This is a genomic window from Phyllobacterium trifolii, assembly GCF_014192095.1.
GTDB lineage: Bacteria > Pseudomonadota > Alphaproteobacteria > Rhizobiales > Rhizobiaceae > Phyllobacterium > Phyllobacterium trifolii.
The window spans coordinates 184,306-202,735 of sequence record NZ_JACHXN010000009.1 but is presented as its reverse complement, the minus strand read 5'-3'; the positions used below and the strand labels follow the sequence as shown (position 1 = coordinate 202,735).

Here is an 18,430-nt window from a genome sequence, read left to right as displayed (position 1 = left end):
GCTATAATAATGCCAGTGCGAAGAAAGGGTTCAGTCAGACGCCGAATTAGCTCAAGGTACGATGGTTCGCGCGGTCACGTCTTCGAAAACGCTGTCGACTTCGCCATTCGCAAATTTGGCCGAATCGGCGACGATCCGGGAGCCGACGGACATCAGCTTGCGGGTTTCGTTGGCGTAAGCCGAAGCCGCGTCGCGGCAAAATTCTCCGTAGACTCCAAACGTGTTGTGATACTTCTCGGACGTGATCAGATCGTCGATTAGCTTCACGTCCTGCTGGCAACGGCTTTGCACGAACGCCAGCGACTCGATTTGTAGACGGATCAAGGCTTTTAACGCGTGAGCCTGTATATGCACAGCTGCCATAGCCAGTGTCCGGCTGGTCTGGGCAAAGGGAACCGAGTTAAACAGGGATGCGGATGGCTGAGATGCAAACGTGTACGACATTTGGGATCCTTCGAATCGAAGCCTGAAAACGAAATGCAATCAGATTACTGACCGTCGCACGCAGATCGCGGCACTTCATTGACATAGGTCAAACTCAACACCCACAAACAGATGGACTTGCCAGAGCCTGTATCGGGCTAGGCTGGATTTGGTTCAAAGCGCGGACTCCGGCTTCTTTGACCGAGATCAAAGTGCAACTTTTCGACCAGGCTAACATAGACCATCACCTTCTCCTTGATCCGGCAACATGAGAAGCCGCAAGGACTGTACGGCGTGAAAGGATATCTGATGATCGCGAGACCGCAACGCTGCCTGAACGATCCCAAGCGCGCGGAGGAGTGCGAACTGGCCATCCAATTGCGGTTGATGGAACTGCTCAGTGACGCTTTCGCGGCGGGATGGGGAAAGCTGGAGGTGCTAGCCGCCATGAACAGAATTGCTGACCAGGCAGCTCTCAAACTAGACGCCAAAGTTCAGGTCGACGTCGCGAGTTACTTGGGAAAATTCAGCAGGAAGAGTTGATACCGTTTTCGCAGGAGTGCTGCCAAACCGCCGCCGCGCATTGCAGCGTGACACACGCCAGAATACGGGCCTCGGCCAAGGATCGAGAATGGAAATGTACCGTTATTTGCCGGCCCTGATCGGCGGTATGCTGATTGGATTGTCCGCAACGATGTTCCTCCTGTTCAACGGCCGTGTTGCCGGCATCAGCGGAATTGTCGGGCGGTTGGCGCAGGGCGTGAACACAGGTCTCAACGCTGCGTTTGTCGCGGGACTGATGTTGGGCCCTATCCTGTTCCATGGTTTGGCCGGTCGTTGGCCGGTCGTTGCGGTCACTTCATCTTGGCCGCTGATGATTTGCGCGGGATTTCTGGTTGGATTCGGGACACGGATGGGATCCGGCTGCACCAGCGGCCATGGTGTGCTCGGCCTCGCCCGATTTTCGCGCCGCTCCATGGCAGCAGTCGTCACTTTCCTGTCCACAGGCGTCGCCGCTGTGACGATCCTGAGGATTGCCGGGCTATGAAACATCCATACGCACAACTAGCCGTAGCCCTGGTTTCGGGATCGGTGTTCGGCTTTGGACTATCCCTTTCCGGAATGCTGAATCCGCAACGTGTGCAAGGTTTCTTGGATATCTTTGGCGCATGGGACCCCAGCCTCGTTTTCGTTCTCGGCGGAGCGGTCGCCGTGGCGATGCTCGGAATCCAGATCATGCGGATATCCAGTCACCCGATCCTGGAACCGGTATATCACGTTCCGACGAACAAGAAGGTCGACTCGACGCTCATCCTTGGGTCAGCTATCTTTGGGATCGGGTGGGGCCTTGGAGGATTGTGCCCAGGCCCAGCAGTGGCATTGTTGTCCATGGGGTTGGTTAAGCCGACGGTTTTCGTCGTCTGCATGGTTGTCGGTATGCAGGTACACGACCGTTTGCTTAGGACGCGGCGAGGCACGGCAACGGCCAATTGACTTCGACTGCGCCGCTAGGAAGTGATGTTACGATGAAGCTGTCACATCATCGCCTTATGCCCTGTCTTTTCGGTGATCAGGATGCGGAAATAGACGGGCTGCAGCGGGCGCACATGATCGCGGATCACTGTTTTCACATAGGCTGGTTCCCACCATTCAGCTCGTTTGCTCAGAAGTCCATAGGCTTCGCTGCGTGCTTCGTTGGTGTCCTGACCATGCGTCAGTTCTTCATATTGCCCCATGACGATGACGCTCTGCCAATCGTTGGTTGCAGAGACGTTGTCGAATTCCACGCAAACATTCGGATTGCTCCGCATCCATTCGACCTTGCGCCCGAATGTTGTGAATGCGTAGAGCGCGCCAAAATGATGGGCAAAATTCAGCGGGACAATGTAGGGCTGGCCGTCACGTGCACAGCCCAGCCGTCCCACGGTCGCGTTCTCGATTACTTGCATGATTTCGAATTGGTTCATCTCGGTAATTTGCATGGTGAACTACTCCCTGTTCGCGCTGTCACGATTTCCTTCTTCAACGTGCCATGAGGATGGGCAGGCCGGGATCCTCGATCATGGATCTGGTCACACCACCAAAGATCCACTCCCGCGTGCGCGAATGTCCGTATCCGCCCATGACGATGAGATCTGCAGAGATATCCGTTGCATGTTGTTTGAGAACATCGGCGATCGGTTCGCCTCCGCTCGGAAGACGGTCCACGTCAACCTTGATTCCGTGATGGGCGAGATAGGCGGCGATGTCAGCACCCGGTTCTGGACCATTGGCGATCGAACTGGTGTCGGGATCAACTATGGTCACGTGCACCGCTTCAGCAGATGCCATGATGTCAAGGGCTTCGCGAGCTGCCCTTGCGCATTCTATGCCAGAATCCCAGGCAAGTAAGACACGTTTCGGACGCAGCGTCGGCTTGGTGTCATGCGGAACTAGAAAGATCGGTCGACCGGACTCAAACAAGGCTCCGTCGACAACTTTACCTTTCAATGTTTCATGGGCTAATAGATCGGGACCAAGAACCGTCGCATCTGCATAGCGAGCGTGTCTACCAGCGATGTGCCCAAGTCGTGCGGGTTCGGGATATTCGTCTGTTATGGTAGCGGAAATGCCGGCATCCCTGACAAGCATTTCCATGTCCTCGACCCTGCCTTTCAGAGCCGCGAGATCACGATGACGTTCCTTCACCCATAAATCGGCGGTCCCAATGGGGTAGTCACCAATTGGCGGCAAAGACGCGACAGCGAAAACCATCACCGATAGTTGGGCGTTAGTTTCCGAACAGAGATCAATTGCAATCTTTAAGTCGTTGTCGGTTTGATTGACCTCAACGATGCTCAGCAGGCTCTTGAAGCGCATTTTAAACCCTCCGAATGAAACAGCGATTTCGTGACCAAGCAATAGAGGCAAACCCGCAAGTCTGCATTGCGCTAGATCAATGTGTGAGACAGGTTTGGCGCTATATTCTGGGCTGGGATTGACCGAAACATTATCCGGGAATTCAACGCACTATGATATGGAGGAGAAAATGGATTTGCACGATTTGAGAGGTCGACTCGCCAAGGTAAATGAAGACGCCGAAGCGCTTGTTAAAGATATTCAAGAAATGCTTGCTTTGCGTAAAATGCCGGATAGTCGAGCATGGACGGCGATGTGCAACGGGATGATGATGCGCTATCAGGATACCATCGAAGCCAACGAAGAAGTCATGTCCAAGATCGATAAACATTTGATATCGGCCGGAGACTGCCGCCCAGTACGAGGGTCTGGACAGGCAGCATTATCGCCTGCATCCGAAGGACCATCGCGTGGATGATCGCGATCGTGTCCACGACGTGCAGGAACACCCATCTCCCCGTGCCGATATCCTTCGCTGCAAGCGCATCGTGGTTGTGGTATAGGTGGCGGCGATGCAGCTGCTGCCTGGCGGAAGTCCTTTCAGCTGGCCCGGGAAAGCGGTTCGAGGAAGATCGTAAGCGAGCCTCCTTGCGCGATCTGTCCCACATCGAGAAGCTGGTCCGATGCTCGCAGTTGCCCGACCGCAATGCGTAAAAGGCTTTCCGACACACGTGGCCTCGGCAATCATGCCTGCTTTCATCACCTGCGCCTCGATCTGACCGAAGCCTGCAACCAGCCTTGCCCGTCCGGCTCCTTCGGGGACAAGGATTGCCGCCGGTCGTACCATCGTGTTGACCACGTCGCCGCGCCGAAGCGTGGGCTATTGGACCTTTCCCGCGACTCCGGCGCGAACCAGTGTCTTGTCGAGCTCGACCTTTGCTTGCGCAAGCGCGGCTTCCGCACTGGTTTTCTGGGCGGGCAGAAGGGAGGAAAGCTTTGTCTCGATGGTCTGCTTGTTGGCGACAGCGGCATTGAGCGTGCCCTTCCGGCGTCGGCGGTGATTTGCAATCGCTCCACCGCTTGAATCGAGACGTCTGCTTTGCGCCGCAAGACCTCTGGTCTGGTTGCAAGTTCGTCGAGAGCCTGTTGGTACGCGCCTTGTGCCTGCTGATTGGGCCCGTCCAGTGGGGCCATGGCGGCGGTAGCAGCACAGTCCTTCGCGGTGGAACGTTCACTCCAGCGTTTTGTTGGCTCCGAGCCTGAAACATTCAAGGAACCGGGCGAGACGGTCGACTGGGCATTGCGACAAACCTCTTTCACGCCGCGCAACGACAGCGCTATGTTCCGACCACGTTTCACTCGAGTTTGATGCGTATCAATGCGGGCGGCTCGTATATCACCGAGGCTTGCAATACCCGGAAAACAAATCCGGATGATCAACGTCGGAGGACTCGGCATGAATTTCCTGGTGCTTTATTCCACGATTGAGGGGCAGACCCGCAAGATCGCCGAAGCGGTTGCCAGCCACCTGGAGACGCAAGGCCACATGGTCATGCTGACCGATGCAAACCAGGTCGGATTTGCGGACCCGGGCACAAGCGATGGCGCGATCCTGTGCGCGCCTGTTCATATTGGTCGCTATCCGTCTCCATTTGTCCACTATGTCCATGATTGGGGTACGGTTCTCAACGACATGCCGTCAGCCTTCATTTCCGTGTCGCTCTCTATTGCAAGTGCTGATGAGGAGGAAAAGACTGAGGCGAGAGATTACCCGGTCAGGCTTGCGGATGAGACGGGATGGAAACCTCGATTTGTCCTGCACTGTGCCGGCGCGCTTAAGTATACGGAGTACGACTTTTTCAAGCGCTGGATGCTCAAGCGCATCGCATCGGCCGAGGGCGGACCGATTGACACAAAACACGATCACGAGCTGACCAATTGGACCGAGATCAAGCGCTTTGTCGATGACATCTTGCGAGCTCTCGTCAAAGAACGCAATTTGGCGGGCGAGTAACACAGATGTTTGGCTGGTTCGTTCGCGTGCTGTTGATTGTCGCCGGGGTGATCACCGGATGGTTCGTGGCGCGCGATGCTACAAACTTTGGGGTCCTGCAGATGTTTGTGATGCTGGCCCTGATCACGATCTGCGTCGCAGCATTGGCCTTCTGGCCCACGCTCTTGTCGTGGTTCAGAGGCCAACGGTAAAGTTTCGAACAAGAAAGTTTCCCATCATCGGCTGCAACAGCCAATGTTCCGCCTAGCCGATAATTTGTCGGACACCAGGTAGAAACTTCACCACGTCGAACGGCAACACCGCAACCAGTCCGGCACCTGCTGCGAGCGCGGCCTGTCCGATTTCGGGCCTGGTGAATCCGAATAGTCCGGCCAGATTGGGTTGGACAATGCAAATTGAAACAACCGACACTGCGATCGCCGCGGCGATCCAGAATGTCATTCGACCGCGTTCAAACATGTGCACAATGACCGCCTCGCGGCTGCTGTTTACCAAGGCCAGCGACAAGTTCCCGACCGTTACGGCAATGAAAGCCGCAGTTCGGGCCGTTTCGACCGTTGCTTCCTGCAACAACAGTCCATGGTAAAGCGCAAGGCAAACGATGAGGAGCACGCTGCCCTGGAGAAGGCCAAAGATAATCTGAGGAATGCCTGCAAGCGGATCTTCGACTGACCGCGGCGGCCGCATCATAATATCTCGCTCAGCCGGCGTGCGTTCAAAGACAATCGAGCACATCGGGTCGATGATCATCTCGATCACCACCACATGCGCCGGAAAGAAAAGCGGCGGCATGCCTGCAATCAGCGGTACAAGCGCCAACCCGGCGATCGGGACATGGATCGCGGAAATGTAAATCATCACCTTTCGCAGATTGTCGAAGATGCGTCTTCCCATCTTGACTGCACTGACGATGCTTCCAAAATCTTCGTCGAGCAGCACTATCCCCGCCGCTTCGCGGGCGACGTCTGTGCCACGCTTTCCCATTGCAATGCCGATATGTGCCGCCTTGAGTGCTGGCGCATCGTTAACGCCATCGCCAGTCATGGCAACGATCTCACCCTGGCGTTTGAGAGCTTCGACAATTCGCAGCTTTTGCTCGGGCATGATGCGGGCAAAGACATTTGCGCAGGAAACCAGCCGCTTCATCTCTGCATCGTCCGCACGTTCGAGTTCGTCGCCAGTGACAGCGCCATCTTTAGTGTCAATGCCGGCAGCAAAGGCGATCGCCAATGCCGTTGCAGGATAATCACCTGTGATCATTTTGACCGAGATTCCCGCGCGGAATGCTTCTCTCACCGCCACAGGCACAGTTGGCCGCAAAGGATCCTCAAAGCCAACCAGCCCGGCAAAGGTAAAATCGAAGTCGTGTTGTGAATCAGGCAAATCATCCCGCGTGGTCGTCCCGATGCCGACGCAGAGGACACGCAAGCCCTTTTCGGCCATGGCCTCGACATGTTCCATGATCCTCGCTGCTTTTTCATCTGTGAGATGACATAGATCGATGATGGCCTCCGGTGCGCCCTTGCAGGCGACCGCAAAATGCCCGGCGGGATCCTTCCAAGCGATAGACATTGCCAACAGTTCCGGCTTGAGGCCGTACTCGCGAACCATGGGCCAATCCATCGTTTGATATTCTCCGGCCCGCGATGCCAGTCCTGCAACCGCCCTGTCCATGGGATCGATCGATGCGTGCCGAGTCGCAAGCCAAGCGGCATTTACGAGCGGTCGGAAGGCGTGCGGCACGTCACGTAAGTCTGGCTCAACTTCGAGTTGGTCAGTCAAGGTGTCGAGGTGCCGGATACGCATGCGGTTTTCGGTGAGCGTCCCGGTCTTGTCCACGCAAAGAACGGTCGCGGCTCCAAGGGTTTCGATGACGGCGGGCCGGCGGGCCAATACCTTGATACGTGCCAGCCGCCATGCGCCGATGGCCAGAAAGATTGTCAGAACGACCGGGAATTCTTCCGGCAGCATGCCCATGGCAAGCGCGATGCCTGAGAGGACGCCCTGCAGCCAGTCCTCGCGATAGACACCGTAGAAGACGACCAAAGCGCAGCACACGATCGCGGCCAGTCCTGCGAAAAGCCGAACGATACGGTTCACCGAGATCTGGAGCCGGGTCCTTTCCACGACGATCGAAGCCAACGAGACGCCGATCCGTCCCGCACGGGTTCGTGGTCCGGTATCCAACACAGTCGCCGCTCCATGGCCCTTTACCACAAGGGTTCCGGAATAGACGAACGGCTGGTCGTCGCCTCCAGGCACAGCAGCCAACTGGCCGCCATCGCCTGCACGCTTGCGAACGGGAACACTCTCTCCCGTCAAGAGTGATTCATCGACAACCAACCCTGAGTTGCTTATCAACATGCCGTCGGCTGGAACACGTTCCCCTTCATCGAGCAGCATCAGGTCTCCGGCCACGACTTCGTTCGCTCCAATGGTGCATGCCTTGCCGTCGCGGATGACCCGCGCCGTGGGTGCGCCCAGCATCCGTAGCGCGGCAAGCGCGTTTTCGCTTCGCTGCTGCTGATAAAAGATGAGCCCGATGGTGAGGACAGCAAAGCCAGCCAGCAGGAGACCTTCCGCAAGATCGCCAATCAAGAGATAAAGCGTTGCCGCCACAACGAGGAGCAACAACATCGGTTCGGTCAAAATTTCTCTCGCGATAGCCAATACCGACCTGCTGGCGTCTTCCGGGATAATGTTGGGGCCATATTTTTCAAGTTGACGCTTCGCCTCGGCACTGGTCAGCCCCGCATGCATTGGGCTCGAAGCTATCGCTGAGCGGGCAATCGGTTGCGGCATGTTCATCTCGTCACCTCGGTGGGAACTGTCAGCGCATCATGAAAACGGGGATTGGCGATGTTTCGATCATCGTCCTGGTTACGCCCCCAAAGAGCCGCTCGCGCAGGCGCGAGTGTCCGTATGCCCCCATGACGATCATGTCGGCGGAGATTTCGCTCGCATGCTGTTTCAAAAGGTCCGCGACTGACATGCCGCATGTGTGCAACCGATCAACCTTCACCTTTATGCCATGTCTGGCCAGGTAGGCGGCAATGTTTGCTCGTGGACTGCCATCTGACACGTCGTTTGAATCGCTATCGACTATCGCGACGTGGACATCCACGGCGGTTGCCATGACATTGACGGCTTCACGCGCCGCGCGCACAGCCTCGATCCGCCCGTCCCAGGCAAGCATGACGTTGTGCGGACGCAAGGTGGCACGCGCGCCTGTCGGCACTACCAAGATCGGCCTTCCGGAATGGAACAGAGCTCCGGTTAATGCAGGCGTTTTCAGCGCAGGCTGGTGCAGAAGATCTGGACCGATAATGGTGACGTCCGAAAATCGCGCACGCTGCCCGATGATTTCCTCCGCCCATTCCCTTTCGCAATAGTAACTGTCAACGTCAGCCTTGAGACCAGCAGTCTGGACAAGCGATATGATTTGCTTTTCGCGCTTCTTCATCGCAGCAATATCTGCCTCGCGCTCCAGCAACCATGCTCCGGAAACCACAACCCCATAACCACCGATCGGAGTAGGTGCAAGCGACACAATGAGGACGCTCAGATGTGCGTCCTGCTCCTTGCAAAGGTGGATGGCATTCAAAATATCGCGGTCACACTGATCTATCCCGATGACACTAAACACGCTCCTGCACGACATGGCAGCTATCCTTGTTTGAGAACCATAGGTCCAAGTCTTGAGCGTAGGCCGGAGCATTGCAGGGCTCCTTGCGCTGGATCAAAGCGCGCCGAAAATTTGTTCGATAGATTCCACACCAACAAGGAGATTTATGATGGTCAAATTGACAGAACTGACTTCCAAATTCCGTCATGTGCGGCTGGTGCTCGCACGCGGGAAAGGTCATCCCGAGGGCGATTCCCACGAAGGCTATGATTTGCTGGTGCCTCTTGACGAGCACGGACAGCTTGACGCTGTGGAATGGAAAGAAAACCAGAGCCTGTGCCGCGTCCGCCGCTTTCGCCCCAAGGGCGAGGACTTGATTGGCAGGCTGCGAAGGAAACCAGGCGGCCAATGGTATTTCGACTACGCACAAGGCGTCTCCGACGACGAACTTGCCTTTCATCTGAGTGACGAACGCTTTGTCCAAGGGGAATACATCTCGATCGGCAATGGCAGCGCCATGCGTCCCTACCGGATCACCTTGGTGGAAAAGCCATAGGTCATCCGGCGCTGCAAGAACCCGTATTTTTGAAAGGTGACAGCGATGTCCTACAGAACCATACTCGTCAATCTCAACATCGACGGCCCGGTTGCGCCGCTCATGGATTTTTCCATCGACTTGGCAACACGCTTCAACTCGCACCTGGTTGGCTTTTCGGCAGCCGATATTGTCCTTCCGATAACGGAGCCCGAAGCAATGATAGGTGGTGAGGCAATGCGTCTTCAACGGGAGGAAATTGAACAGCGCATTAAGAAAATGCGTCACGAGTTCGAGAGCCATGCGGGGACCAACGTCTCGCGCGAATGGCGCGATGGTGTTGCCAATCCAACCCGGCTTATTATTGAAATGTCGAGGCTGGCTGACCTGGTCGTCACGGGGTGCGAAGACGATTTCACCCTTGGTAACCCCGAGCGCTGCATCAATTTGGGCAATCTCATATTGCAGGCTGGTCGGCCCGTCCTCGTGGCCGCAAAGGGCGCGAGGCGCATCTTCACCAACACCGCCGTGATCGCTTGGAAGGATACCCGCGAAGCGCGCCGCGCTGTTGTCGATGCCCTTCCGTTGTTGTGCCAAGCCAGCGAGGTGATGGTCGTGACGGTCGACCGGGGCGCGGACATCCTCACTCAAGAGAGCATCGACGACGTTTGCGCATTCCTTCGCCGTCATGGGGTGACCGCACAAAGCGAGATCATCAAGGACAGACACGAAGGTGAAAGCCTTCTTCGTTTCGCCAAGCAAATGGGTGCGGAACTTGTCGTCTCAGGCGCGTACGGCCACAGCAGGGTACGGGAATTGGTTTTTGGCGGCGTCACCCGTTCCCTCCTCGCAGAAGACAGTTTCAGTCGATTCTTGTCGAGCTGAACGTCGACGGTGTCGTCATCCTGGCTTCAGATTGAGCGTTGCCAGCATGAGACCTGGATCTGACGGATAGTGTGCAATTGAAAATCCGAATTCTCGGCACAATGTCAGCATCTTCTTGTTCTCACTGAGTATGAGCCCTTCAATCTGTTTCACTCCGTCCGCTCTTGCAAAATTGATCAATTGACGGAGCAATTCCCAACCAAGGCCCTGCCCCTGCAAGTCGGTTCTGACAAGGACTGCGTATTCTGCGATTTCGTGATCCGGATCGGAGTTGAGTCGAGCTATCCCTGCCAGTTCCCCACTAGGTTTGTTCAAGGCCACGAAAGCCATGTCGCGGTCATAATCAAGCTGCGTGAGACGACAAAGACTATCATCGGAAAACGTCCGGCGCGGAGCAAGAAAGCGCAAGCGAAGGTCGTGCGCCGATACCTTCGACAGGAAAGGCGGATACAAAGCCACATCATCCGGTCGAATTGGCCTCAAGTGGTACGTTGTTCCCTCGAGCGTCACGTCTCGCGCCCAATTCGACGGATAAGGCCGGATGGCGAGACCGGGATTGGGACCGGATCGCTTCAATCCACCCGGATCAATTTCAATCCGGGCATCAAGTGCAACGACCCCGTCAGCGTCGGCGAGAAGCGGATTGATATCCATGGAAATGAGGCATGGAAAATCGACGATCATCTGTGAGACGGCACCGATCGCATCGACTATGCTCGCCCTGTCCGCGGCCGGGCGGTCGCGAAATCCTGCCAGCAGACGGCCGATGCGTGTTTTGTCGATCAGATCGCCTGCGAGGACGTCATCGAGCGGCGGTAGGCTGACGGCTGTATCATCAACAAGTTCCACCCCTGTGCCGCCGGCTCCGAATAAGATCACCGGGCCGAAAACAGGATCGTGGCTCATACCGAGGATCAATTCCTGCGCGTTTTTGCGCATGACCATCGGTTGTACTGCAAAACCGTCGCCGTCTGCATCGGGCCTGAGGGCCTTGACGCGCGCGCCGACTGCGACCGCCGCCTCACGCGCCGCTGTCGGCGTTGCAATGTCCAGCACCACGCCGCCGACATCTGATTTGTGGGTGAGCGACTTGGAGAGCAGTTTCACGACAACTTTGCCGCCTGCTGACAGCAATTCGCCGGCAGCATGCTCCACCTCATCAACCGTCCGCGCCGCAAGAGTCCGGGGAACTGCAATTCCGTACGCTGCAATTGCCGCCTTGGCTTCCGGTTCGCTCAGCATGCGGCGGCCTTCAGCCGCTGCCCGGTGAAAGAGACGGTAGACCGCCTCCCGATCAAAGCGCTTATCATCATGCCGACTGTCGGGAACCCGCATCAACGCCTGTTGTGCATGTGACCAGTCGGAAAGATAGGATATCGCATTGGCAGCTGCCGCCGGCGTTTCGTAGCTTGCGATCCCGGCGTCGACGAGCACACGGCGACCTTCACGGGCCACACGCTCACCGAGCCAGCAGGCAAAAACGGGTTTGCCGGCAATCATTCCGGAACTTGCCAACGAAGCAACAGCGGTGGCGGCGGCAATGGGCGACGCCAGTCCGGTCGGACAATTGAGCACCAAAATGGCATCGGTCCCGGAATCGGCAGCAACAGCCTCTACCGCAGCCTTGAACCGTTCGGGCGGCGCGTCTCCGACGATGTCCACCGGATTGGCATGTGACCAATTTTGCGGCAGACACTGATCAAGGCGCTCCAGTGTGATCGCCGAAAGCTCTGCCAGCTCGCCCTTGTTGTCCATTAACTGGTCGACCGCGAGAACGCCCGCGCCGCCACCATTGGTGACGATACCCACCCGCACCCGCTCCAGCACCGCAAATCTTGACAGGGTTTCCGTGGCGTCGAACAGTTCTGCTAGACCGCCAACGCGCAACACCCCGGCTCGCCGCAACGCGGCGTCGACCACCCGGTCGGCGCCCGACAATGCACCCGTATGTGTTGCGGCGGCCTTCGCGGCCTGGCTGTGCCGTCCCGGCTTGATGGCAATGACGGGTTTGAGGCGGGCAGCGGCCCGGGCGGCGGACATGAATTTGCGCGGATGCGGAATCGATTCCAGATACATGACGATCGCCTTGGTCCCGGCATCGCCCGCCAGCAAGTCGAGGCAATCGGCGACGTCAACATCCGCCATGTCTCCAAGCGACACGATTTGGGAAAAGCCGATCTGATTGTCGGCAGCCCAATCGACAAGCGACGTTGCGATCGCGCCCGATTGCGACAGCAGCGCAATCTTACCGGGCTGCGCACTCATGTGGGCGAAACTGGCATTTAGTTTGATTGGCGGGAGCAGCAGACCTACTGTATTGGGCCCGATGATGCGTAAAAGAAAGGGCTTCGCAGCATCGAGCATTTCCTGCCGCAGTCCGTTCACGCCATTGAGGCCGGCGGTAATGACGACGGCCGCGCGGGTACCCTTTTCCCCCAAATCGCGGATGAGACCAGGGACCGACCGTGGGGGCGTGACAATTATGGCCAAATCCGGGACGCCCGGAATGTCTTCCACTTTGTGATAGCAAGTCCGACCATCGACCATTTGGTGCTTTGGATTGACTGTCCAGATTTCGCCTTCGAAGCCACCGCTCACAATGTTGCGCATGACGATGCTGCCAACTGATCCTACTTTGTCCGACGCACCGATGAGCGCAACGGATTTCGGGTGAAAGGCGTGTTCCAGATTTCGAACGCTCATGCGTAACTTCCTTATGACTTGCGCTGGATCATGCACATTAACTCATCTTCATCTTTGATCGGCATCAAAGGACGGTGGTCCTTGCAAACTTGATACGGATCAATGCCGCCGTCGGCGGAAAGACTATCGGTAAGAGCTCCGACTAAGGGAACGAATTCCCTCTTTGAACGTGAAAGCTGTGCGGCGAATGCTATTCCGATCGGCACCGGATTTTAAAATTTTTGGAGATACCGCCCTCGACGATGCATATTGGTCTCGCCCTGCAGGTGAGTTGATGAGTGAACTCACCACGACAGCAGAGGGCCTTTCTTCAATAGAAGCAAAGAAAAGACTGGCCGCGGTCGGGCGCAATTCTTTCAGCGAAGCCTCTGGAACATCCGCAATTGCCACGCTGGCGCGTCAGTTTCGCAGCCCTCTCGTGCTTATCCTTGTCTTTGCCGCTGGCGCGTCGGCCGCCGTTGGTGAAGGGCATGAGTCAATCATCATCACCGCCATCGTCCTGGCAAGTTGCCTGCTGAGCTTTACACAGGAATACGGTGCCTCGAAAGCAGTACAAGCCTTAAGAGAGGTAGTTGCGCACAAGGCCACGGTCATGCGCGATGGGGAAGAAATCAGCGTCTCAGCGAGCGAAATCGTACCGGGGGACGTCCTCCATCTTTCGGCCGGAAATCTTATTCCGGCAGACGGCATCATTCTGGAAGCCCGCGACTTCAACGTGAGCGAGTCGGCGCTTACGGGCGAGACCTTTCCGGCAGTGAAATCACCGGGCATATCAGACGTAGCCGCAGGCCTTGCGGCCCGCAGTAACAGCGTCTTTACAGGTACATCGGTTCGCAGCGGGACCGCGACTGTTCTCGTTGTCAGGACGGGAAGACGAACCGAGTTCGCCAGCATCGCGGCTGTCATTGAGCGACGAATTCCGGAAACCGAATTTGCAAGAGGCATCCGTCGCTTCGGTTATCTCATGACCGAGATCATGCTGGCGATCGTCATTCTGGTGCTTGTCGCGAACCTTCTTCTGCATCGCCCGCTGATCGATTCCCTCCTCTTCTCGCTGGCGTTAGCCGTGGGTCTCACGCCCGAACTTCTGCCCGCAATCATAAGTGTCACATTGGCGCGAGGCGCACGTGCAATGGCCAAGGCCGGCGTGGTGGTCCGGAGGCTCGATGCGATCGAGAACCTCGGCAGCATGGATCTGCTTTGCACTGACAAGACAGGCACTCTCACGGAAGGCGTCATACATCTGGACGGGTGTCTCGATGCGGAGGGAAAAGCATCACAGCAGGTCGCAGTCTGGGCCCGGCTGAATGCAACTTTGCAGACGGGGCTAAAAAACCCTCTTGATGAGTCTATCGCCAGCGCCGAAGACGCAACAGATTGTCTCGCGCATTATGTCAAGGTCGACGAAATCCCTTACGATTTCATACGAAAGCGTCTTTCCGTCATTGTCAGGGAGTCCGAAACCAGCGGAAATCTGGTCGTCTGCAAGGGCGCGGTCCAAAATGTCTTGGAAGTATGCACATCTATTCTGGTTAGCAACAGCTCCCAATCGATCGACGCCCGCATCCGTGCAGACATTGAGACAAGATTCAAGACGTGGAGCGGTCAAGGCTATCGTGTGCTCGGCCTTGCAATCCGCCGGCTCAGTCCGGATCGAGCGTGCACACGGCAAGACGAGACAGATCTTTGTTTTGCTGGCTTTCTGCTTTTCCTCGATCCGCCGAAGCAAGGTATGGCCGAAACGCTTGCCTCGCTGGCCAGTCGTGGCATCGGCATCAAGGTCATCACGGGCGATAACCGTTACGTGGCTGCGCATCTCGCCGAGTCGATCGGTCTTGCCAAGAAGCGCGTCATTACAGGTCAGCAACTGGCGCGCATGACCAAGAATGCTTTGTTTGCAGTTGCCTCGAAAACAGACCTCTTTGTCGAAATCGACCCCAATCAGAAGGAGCGGATTGTCGAGGCGCTGCAAAGCCGGGGCCACGTGGTCGGATATCTTGGCGACGGTATCAACGATGCACCCGCTCTGCACGCTGCCGACGTCGGCATTTCCGTCAACAGCGCAGTTGATGTTGCGCGCGAGGCGGCCGACATCATTCTGCTCGAACGCGATCTCGGCGTGCTCGGGCGTGGCGTCGATGATGGAAGGAAGACCTTCGCCAACACGATGAAATATATTTCGATCACCACCAGCGCCAATTTTGGCAACATGGTGAGCATGGCGCTGGCCTCCTTGTTTTTGCCATTCCTCCCTCTGCTCGCCAAACAAATACTCCTAAACAATTTCCTATCGGACTTGCCGTCGCTGGCGATCTCGACCGACAATGTCGATGAAGATCAGACCAGGATGCCAAGACATTGGGACATTGCCTTTATCCGGCGCTTCATGCTGACCTTTGGCCTCGTCAGCAGCTTCTTTGATTTCATGACATTCGGCTTCTTGATTTTTGTTGCCCACGCGACGGCGCAGACTTTCCAGACTGCCTGGTTCATCGAGTCCCTTATCACCGAGCTGGCGATCGTTCTCGTCGTTCGCACCAGAAAGGCCTTTTGGCAAAGTCGGCCGAGTGCCCTCCTCGTCTGGCTGACGGCCGGAACTTTCCTGGTGGCTGTCGCGACACCTATATTGCCGTACGCGGCTTGGTTCGGTTTTGTGCCATTGCCACTGCCGATAATGGCCGGGCTCGTTGCCATTACCATCATGTATCTCATCGCATCCGAGGCCACCAAGCATTTGGTTCTTCTCTGGCACACACGTTTCCTCCACGCGAGACGCGGCAAGAGCACACATCAGTTGAGCACAAGGCCCGAAACAGGCTATCGCACCGTTTGCTGCGCGTAAGGCCCCGGTGGCCGACAACAATAAGTCCGGGCATCTTTGACATGGATCAAAGAAGAGATGTGGCGGCACGTTAGGTTGCTCCCAAAAGGATTCAAAAATGGGACGCACGCGGATTGGACTGATCACAGCCAAACCAATGCGACGACCTTCATGATCGCGGGGCAATCGAAGTGATTTCACAATTGACTGGCAATGAGCGTGTTCTTGCAGCGTTTACGTTCCTCATCCTTCTTTGTGTTGGCGTGGCGATGGCCGCTGCGGGGCGCGATGATCTCATCGGGACGCACGGCTGGATCATAGCAGTCAGCGCAATAGCAGGTGCCGTGGCGCTGCTGCGCGCCTACGACGCGCCCGCGCCTTCGGCAACGCGGCTCTCCGAGTATTACGACGACCCCAGCAAGGTCGGTATCATCCTGACGTTAATCTGGGGGGTGATCGGCATGCTCGTCGGCGTATGGGTCGCGGCCCTGCTTGCCTGGCCCGAACTGACAATTGACGCCGCGTGGGCAAGCTTCGGTCGTCTGCGCCCGGTACACACCAGTGGCGTGATTTTCGGTTTCGGCGGCAACGCCCTGATCGCGACATCCTTTCACGTTTTGCAAAGAACAACCCGCGCACGCCTGCCGGATCAGTTCAGTCCATGGTTTGTGCTGTTCGGCTATAACCTGTTTTGCGTGCTGGCGGCGAGCGGCTATCTCATGGGCATAACCCAATCGAAGGAATATGCCGAGCCGGAATGGTATGCGGACATCTGGCTGGTCGTGGTGTGGGTCGTCTATTTCTCGATCTACATTCGCACTCTTCTGCGCCGCAAGGAACCGCATATATACGTTGCCAATTGGTACTACATGGCCTTCATCCTGGTCGTCGCCCTCCTGCACATCATCAACAACCTCGCCGTTCCCCTATCCTTCGGACACGCCAAAAGCTATTCGCTGTTCTCCGGCGTGCAGGATGCCATGACGCAGTGGTGGTACGGCCACAACGCCGTGGCCTTCTTCCTGACGGCGGGTTTCCTCGGGATGATGTATTACTACCTCCCCAAGCGTGCGGGCCGTCCGATCTATTCCTACAGAACTTCGATCATCAGCTTCTGGGGCATCACCTTCATGTATATGTGGGCGGGTTCGCACCACCTCCATTACACGGCCCTCCCCCATTGGGTTCAGAGCCTTGGCATGGCGTTCTCCGTGGTCCTGCTCGTTCCATCCTGGGCATCGGCCGGAAACGCGCTGCTGACGCTCAACGGAGCTTGGCACAAGGTGCGCGACGATGCCGTCCTTCGTTTCATGATGCTGGCTGCGATCTTCTACGGCCTTGCCACGTTCGAAGGCTCCTTCATGGCGATCCGCGCCGTCAATTCCCTATCCCATTATACCGACTGGACCATCGGCCACGTCCATGCCGGCGCTTTAGGTTGGGTGGCTATGATCACCTACGGCTCGCTCTATGCTCTTACCCCCTGGTTATGGAAGCGCCCCGCACTTTATTCGGCGAAGCTGGTCGAATGGCACTTCTGGCTCGCCCTGTCCGGAACGGTCGTCTATGTCTTCGCGATGTGGAACTCCGGCGTGATCCAAGGTCTCATGTGGCGGACCTACAACGACAGCGGCACCTTGAGCTATTCCTTTGTCGACTCGCTTGTCGCCATGCACCCCTACTACATCGCGCGCGCATTGGGTGGTCTGCTGTTCCTGGCTGGCGCGGTGATCGCTCTCTACAACATCGTCATGACGATCCGGTCGCCTGTAGCTGTCGCATCGGAATCTGCCTCGGACATTCCTTTGGGCCTAGAGCCCTCGGCACCAATCGCCCAGGCCGGAGAATAAGCCATGTTCAATTTTCACTATCGGCTTGAGCGCAATGCGATCGGCTTTGTCCTTGCCATCATTGTCGTCGCCAGCATCGGCGGCTTCATCGAAATCGCCCCGCTGTTCACGATCGACGAGACCGTCGAAAAAGCGCCTGACATGCGCGTCTACACGCCGCTCGAGGTCGCCGGCCGCAACATCTACATCCGGGAAGGTTGTTATGCCTGCCATTCCCAGATGATCCGCACATTGCGCGACGAGGTGGAGAGATACGGTCCGTATTCACTGGCGGTAGAGTCGAAATATGATCATCCCATGCTGTGGGGCTCGAAGCGGACGGGACCAGATCTCGCCCGCGTGGGGGGGAAATATTCCAACGACTGGATGACTGCACACCTCAACAACCCGCGTGATGTGGTTCCGGAATCCAACATGCCGGCCTATCGCTGGCTGCTGCGCAACCAGTTGGAGACGGGTGACCTTGGCGAACACCTCGCTGCATTGCGGGCGGTGGGTGTGCCCTACAGCGACGAGATGATCGCCAACGCACCGAACGATGCCATCGGCCAAGCCAATCCGGACACAGATTTGGCCGCGGGTGTCACCGAGCGATACGGCGACAAGACGGATGTAAGCCTGTTTGACGGCAACCAGGGCTCCGTCACCGAAATGGATGCGCTGGTTGCCTACCTTCAGGTGCTCGGACACCTGACAGACGCCGCCCATACCACGCCGCAAAACGAGGTGGAGTGAA

At 57.0% G+C, this 18,430-nt stretch carries 17 protein-coding genes and 1 pseudogene; 11 read left to right on the top strand and 7 right to left on the bottom strand.

What is annotated here, in order from left to right:
• Window positions 1-51: 51 nt before the first annotated feature.
• A complete protein-coding gene (locus tag FHS21_RS15680) occupies window positions 52-363 on the bottom strand; it encodes a phasin family protein (protein ID WP_112531995.1) in 312 nt (103 codons plus the stop codon).
• 369 nt (window positions 364-732) lie between these two features.
• Between FHS21_RS15680 and FHS21_RS15675 the strand changes: the two genes are divergently transcribed.
• From FHS21_RS15675 to FHS21_RS15665, 3 genes are read left to right on the top strand one after another with little or no spacing between them, the layout of a single operon-like run.
• Window positions 733-966, top strand: coding sequence for a hypothetical protein (locus FHS21_RS15675; protein WP_112531994.1), 234 nt, complete (start codon window positions 733-735; stop codon window positions 964-966).
• Between the two features lie 40 nt (window positions 967-1,006).
• The gene (locus tag FHS21_RS15670; protein ID WP_376772123.1) at window positions 1,007-1,471 is read left to right on the top strand and encodes a YeeE/YedE family protein; all 465 of its coding nucleotides are present in this window, start codon (window positions 1,007-1,009) and stop codon (window positions 1,469-1,471) included.
• Complete coding sequence (locus FHS21_RS15665) at window positions 1,468-1,917, top strand: YeeE/YedE family protein (protein ID WP_183662680.1); 450 nt, start codon at window positions 1,468-1,470, stop codon at window positions 1,915-1,917. The genes FHS21_RS15670 and FHS21_RS15665 overlap by 4 nt, the downstream gene beginning before the upstream one ends.
• Before the next feature lie 41 nt (window positions 1,918-1,958).
• Here the strand turns inward: FHS21_RS15665 and FHS21_RS15660 are convergent, their stop codons facing one another.
• Together FHS21_RS15660 and FHS21_RS15655 are read right to left on the bottom strand one after the other, a co-directional pair.
• The gene (locus FHS21_RS15660) at window positions 1,959-2,405 is read right to left on the bottom strand and encodes a pyridoxamine 5'-phosphate oxidase family protein (protein WP_183662678.1); all 447 of its coding nucleotides are present in this window, start codon (window positions 2,403-2,405) and stop codon (window positions 1,959-1,961) included.
• 40 nt (window positions 2,406-2,445) lie between these two features.
• Window positions 2,446-3,282, bottom strand: a complete 837-nt coding sequence (locus tag FHS21_RS15655; protein ID WP_183662677.1) for a universal stress protein — start codon at window positions 3,280-3,282, stop codon at window positions 2,446-2,448.
• Between the two features lie 169 nt (window positions 3,283-3,451).
• Between FHS21_RS15655 and FHS21_RS15650 the strand changes: the two genes are divergently transcribed.
• Complete coding sequence (locus tag FHS21_RS15650) at window positions 3,452-3,739, top strand: hypothetical protein (protein ID WP_112531990.1); 288 nt, start codon at window positions 3,452-3,454, stop codon at window positions 3,737-3,739.
• On the opposite strand, the pseudogene FHS21_RS30715 reads toward FHS21_RS15650, so the two are convergent.
• A pseudogene (locus FHS21_RS30715) lies at window positions 3,630-4,515 on the bottom strand (HlyD family secretion protein); the annotation flags it as partial. The gene FHS21_RS15650 and the pseudogene FHS21_RS30715 sit on opposite strands and share 110 nt — an antisense overlap.
• 178 nt (window positions 4,516-4,693) lie before the next feature.
• Between FHS21_RS30715 and FHS21_RS15640 the strand changes: the two are divergent.
• The gene (locus FHS21_RS15640) at window positions 4,694-5,275 is read left to right on the top strand and encodes a flavodoxin domain-containing protein (protein ID WP_183662673.1); all 582 of its coding nucleotides are present in this window, start codon (window positions 4,694-4,696) and stop codon (window positions 5,273-5,275) included.
• A gap of 5 nt (window positions 5,276-5,280) precedes the next feature.
• Window positions 5,281-5,466 carry a hypothetical protein gene (locus FHS21_RS15635; protein WP_106717882.1) on the top strand — a complete coding sequence of 62 codons (186 nt, stop codon included), beginning with the start codon at window positions 5,281-5,283 and terminating at the stop codon, window positions 5,464-5,466.
• A 52-nt stretch (window positions 5,467-5,518) separates the two neighbouring features.
• On the opposite strand, the gene FHS21_RS15630 is transcribed toward FHS21_RS15635, so the two are convergent.
• Both FHS21_RS15630 and FHS21_RS15625 read right to left on the bottom strand, forming a co-directional pair.
• Window positions 5,519-8,077, bottom strand: a complete 2,559-nt coding sequence (locus FHS21_RS15630; RefSeq protein ID WP_246411054.1) for a cation-translocating P-type ATPase — start codon at window positions 8,075-8,077, stop codon at window positions 5,519-5,521.
• 28 nt (window positions 8,078-8,105) lie between these two features.
• Window positions 8,106-8,936: a universal stress protein gene (locus tag FHS21_RS15625; protein WP_183662671.1), complete on the bottom strand. Its 831-nt coding sequence runs from the start codon at window positions 8,934-8,936 to the stop codon at window positions 8,106-8,108.
• 130 nt (window positions 8,937-9,066) lie between these two features.
• Between FHS21_RS15625 and FHS21_RS15620 the strand changes: the two genes are divergently transcribed.
• Both FHS21_RS15620 and FHS21_RS15615 read left to right on the top strand, forming a co-directional pair.
• On the top strand, window positions 9,067-9,456 hold the full coding sequence (locus FHS21_RS15620) for a hypothetical protein (protein WP_312879885.1): 390 nt from the start codon (window positions 9,067-9,069) through the stop codon (window positions 9,454-9,456).
• Between the two features lie 45 nt (window positions 9,457-9,501).
• On the top strand, window positions 9,502-10,320 hold the full coding sequence (locus FHS21_RS15615; protein ID WP_183662670.1) for a universal stress protein: 819 nt from the start codon (window positions 9,502-9,504) through the stop codon (window positions 10,318-10,320).
• Between the two features lie 15 nt (window positions 10,321-10,335).
• On the opposite strand, the gene FHS21_RS15610 is transcribed toward FHS21_RS15615, so the two are convergent.
• A complete protein-coding gene (locus FHS21_RS15610) occupies window positions 10,336-13,023 on the bottom strand; it encodes a bifunctional acetate--CoA ligase family protein/GNAT family N-acetyltransferase (protein WP_183662668.1) in 2,688 nt (895 codons plus the stop codon).
• A 187-nt stretch (window positions 13,024-13,210) separates the two neighbouring features.
• Here FHS21_RS15610 and mgtA point away from each other — a divergent pair, with 187 nt between their 5' ends.
• From mgtA to ccoO, 3 genes are all read left to right on the top strand, one after another.
• Window positions 13,211-15,865, top strand: a complete 2,655-nt coding sequence (mgtA, locus tag FHS21_RS15605; protein ID WP_183662666.1) for a magnesium-translocating P-type ATPase — start codon at window positions 13,211-13,213, stop codon at window positions 15,863-15,865.
• Window positions 15,866-16,035: 170 nt separating this feature from the next.
• The gene (ccoN, locus tag FHS21_RS15600; protein ID WP_183662665.1) at window positions 16,036-17,694 is read left to right on the top strand and encodes a cytochrome-c oxidase, cbb3-type subunit I; all 1,659 of its coding nucleotides are present in this window, start codon (window positions 16,036-16,038) and stop codon (window positions 17,692-17,694) included.
• Between the two features lie 3 nt (window positions 17,695-17,697).
• Entirely contained in the window at window positions 17,698-18,429 is a 732-nt protein-coding gene (gene ccoO, locus FHS21_RS15595; protein WP_183662664.1) for a cytochrome-c oxidase, cbb3-type subunit II, read from the top strand.
• The last annotated feature ends 1 nt before the right edge of the window (window position 18,430 follow it).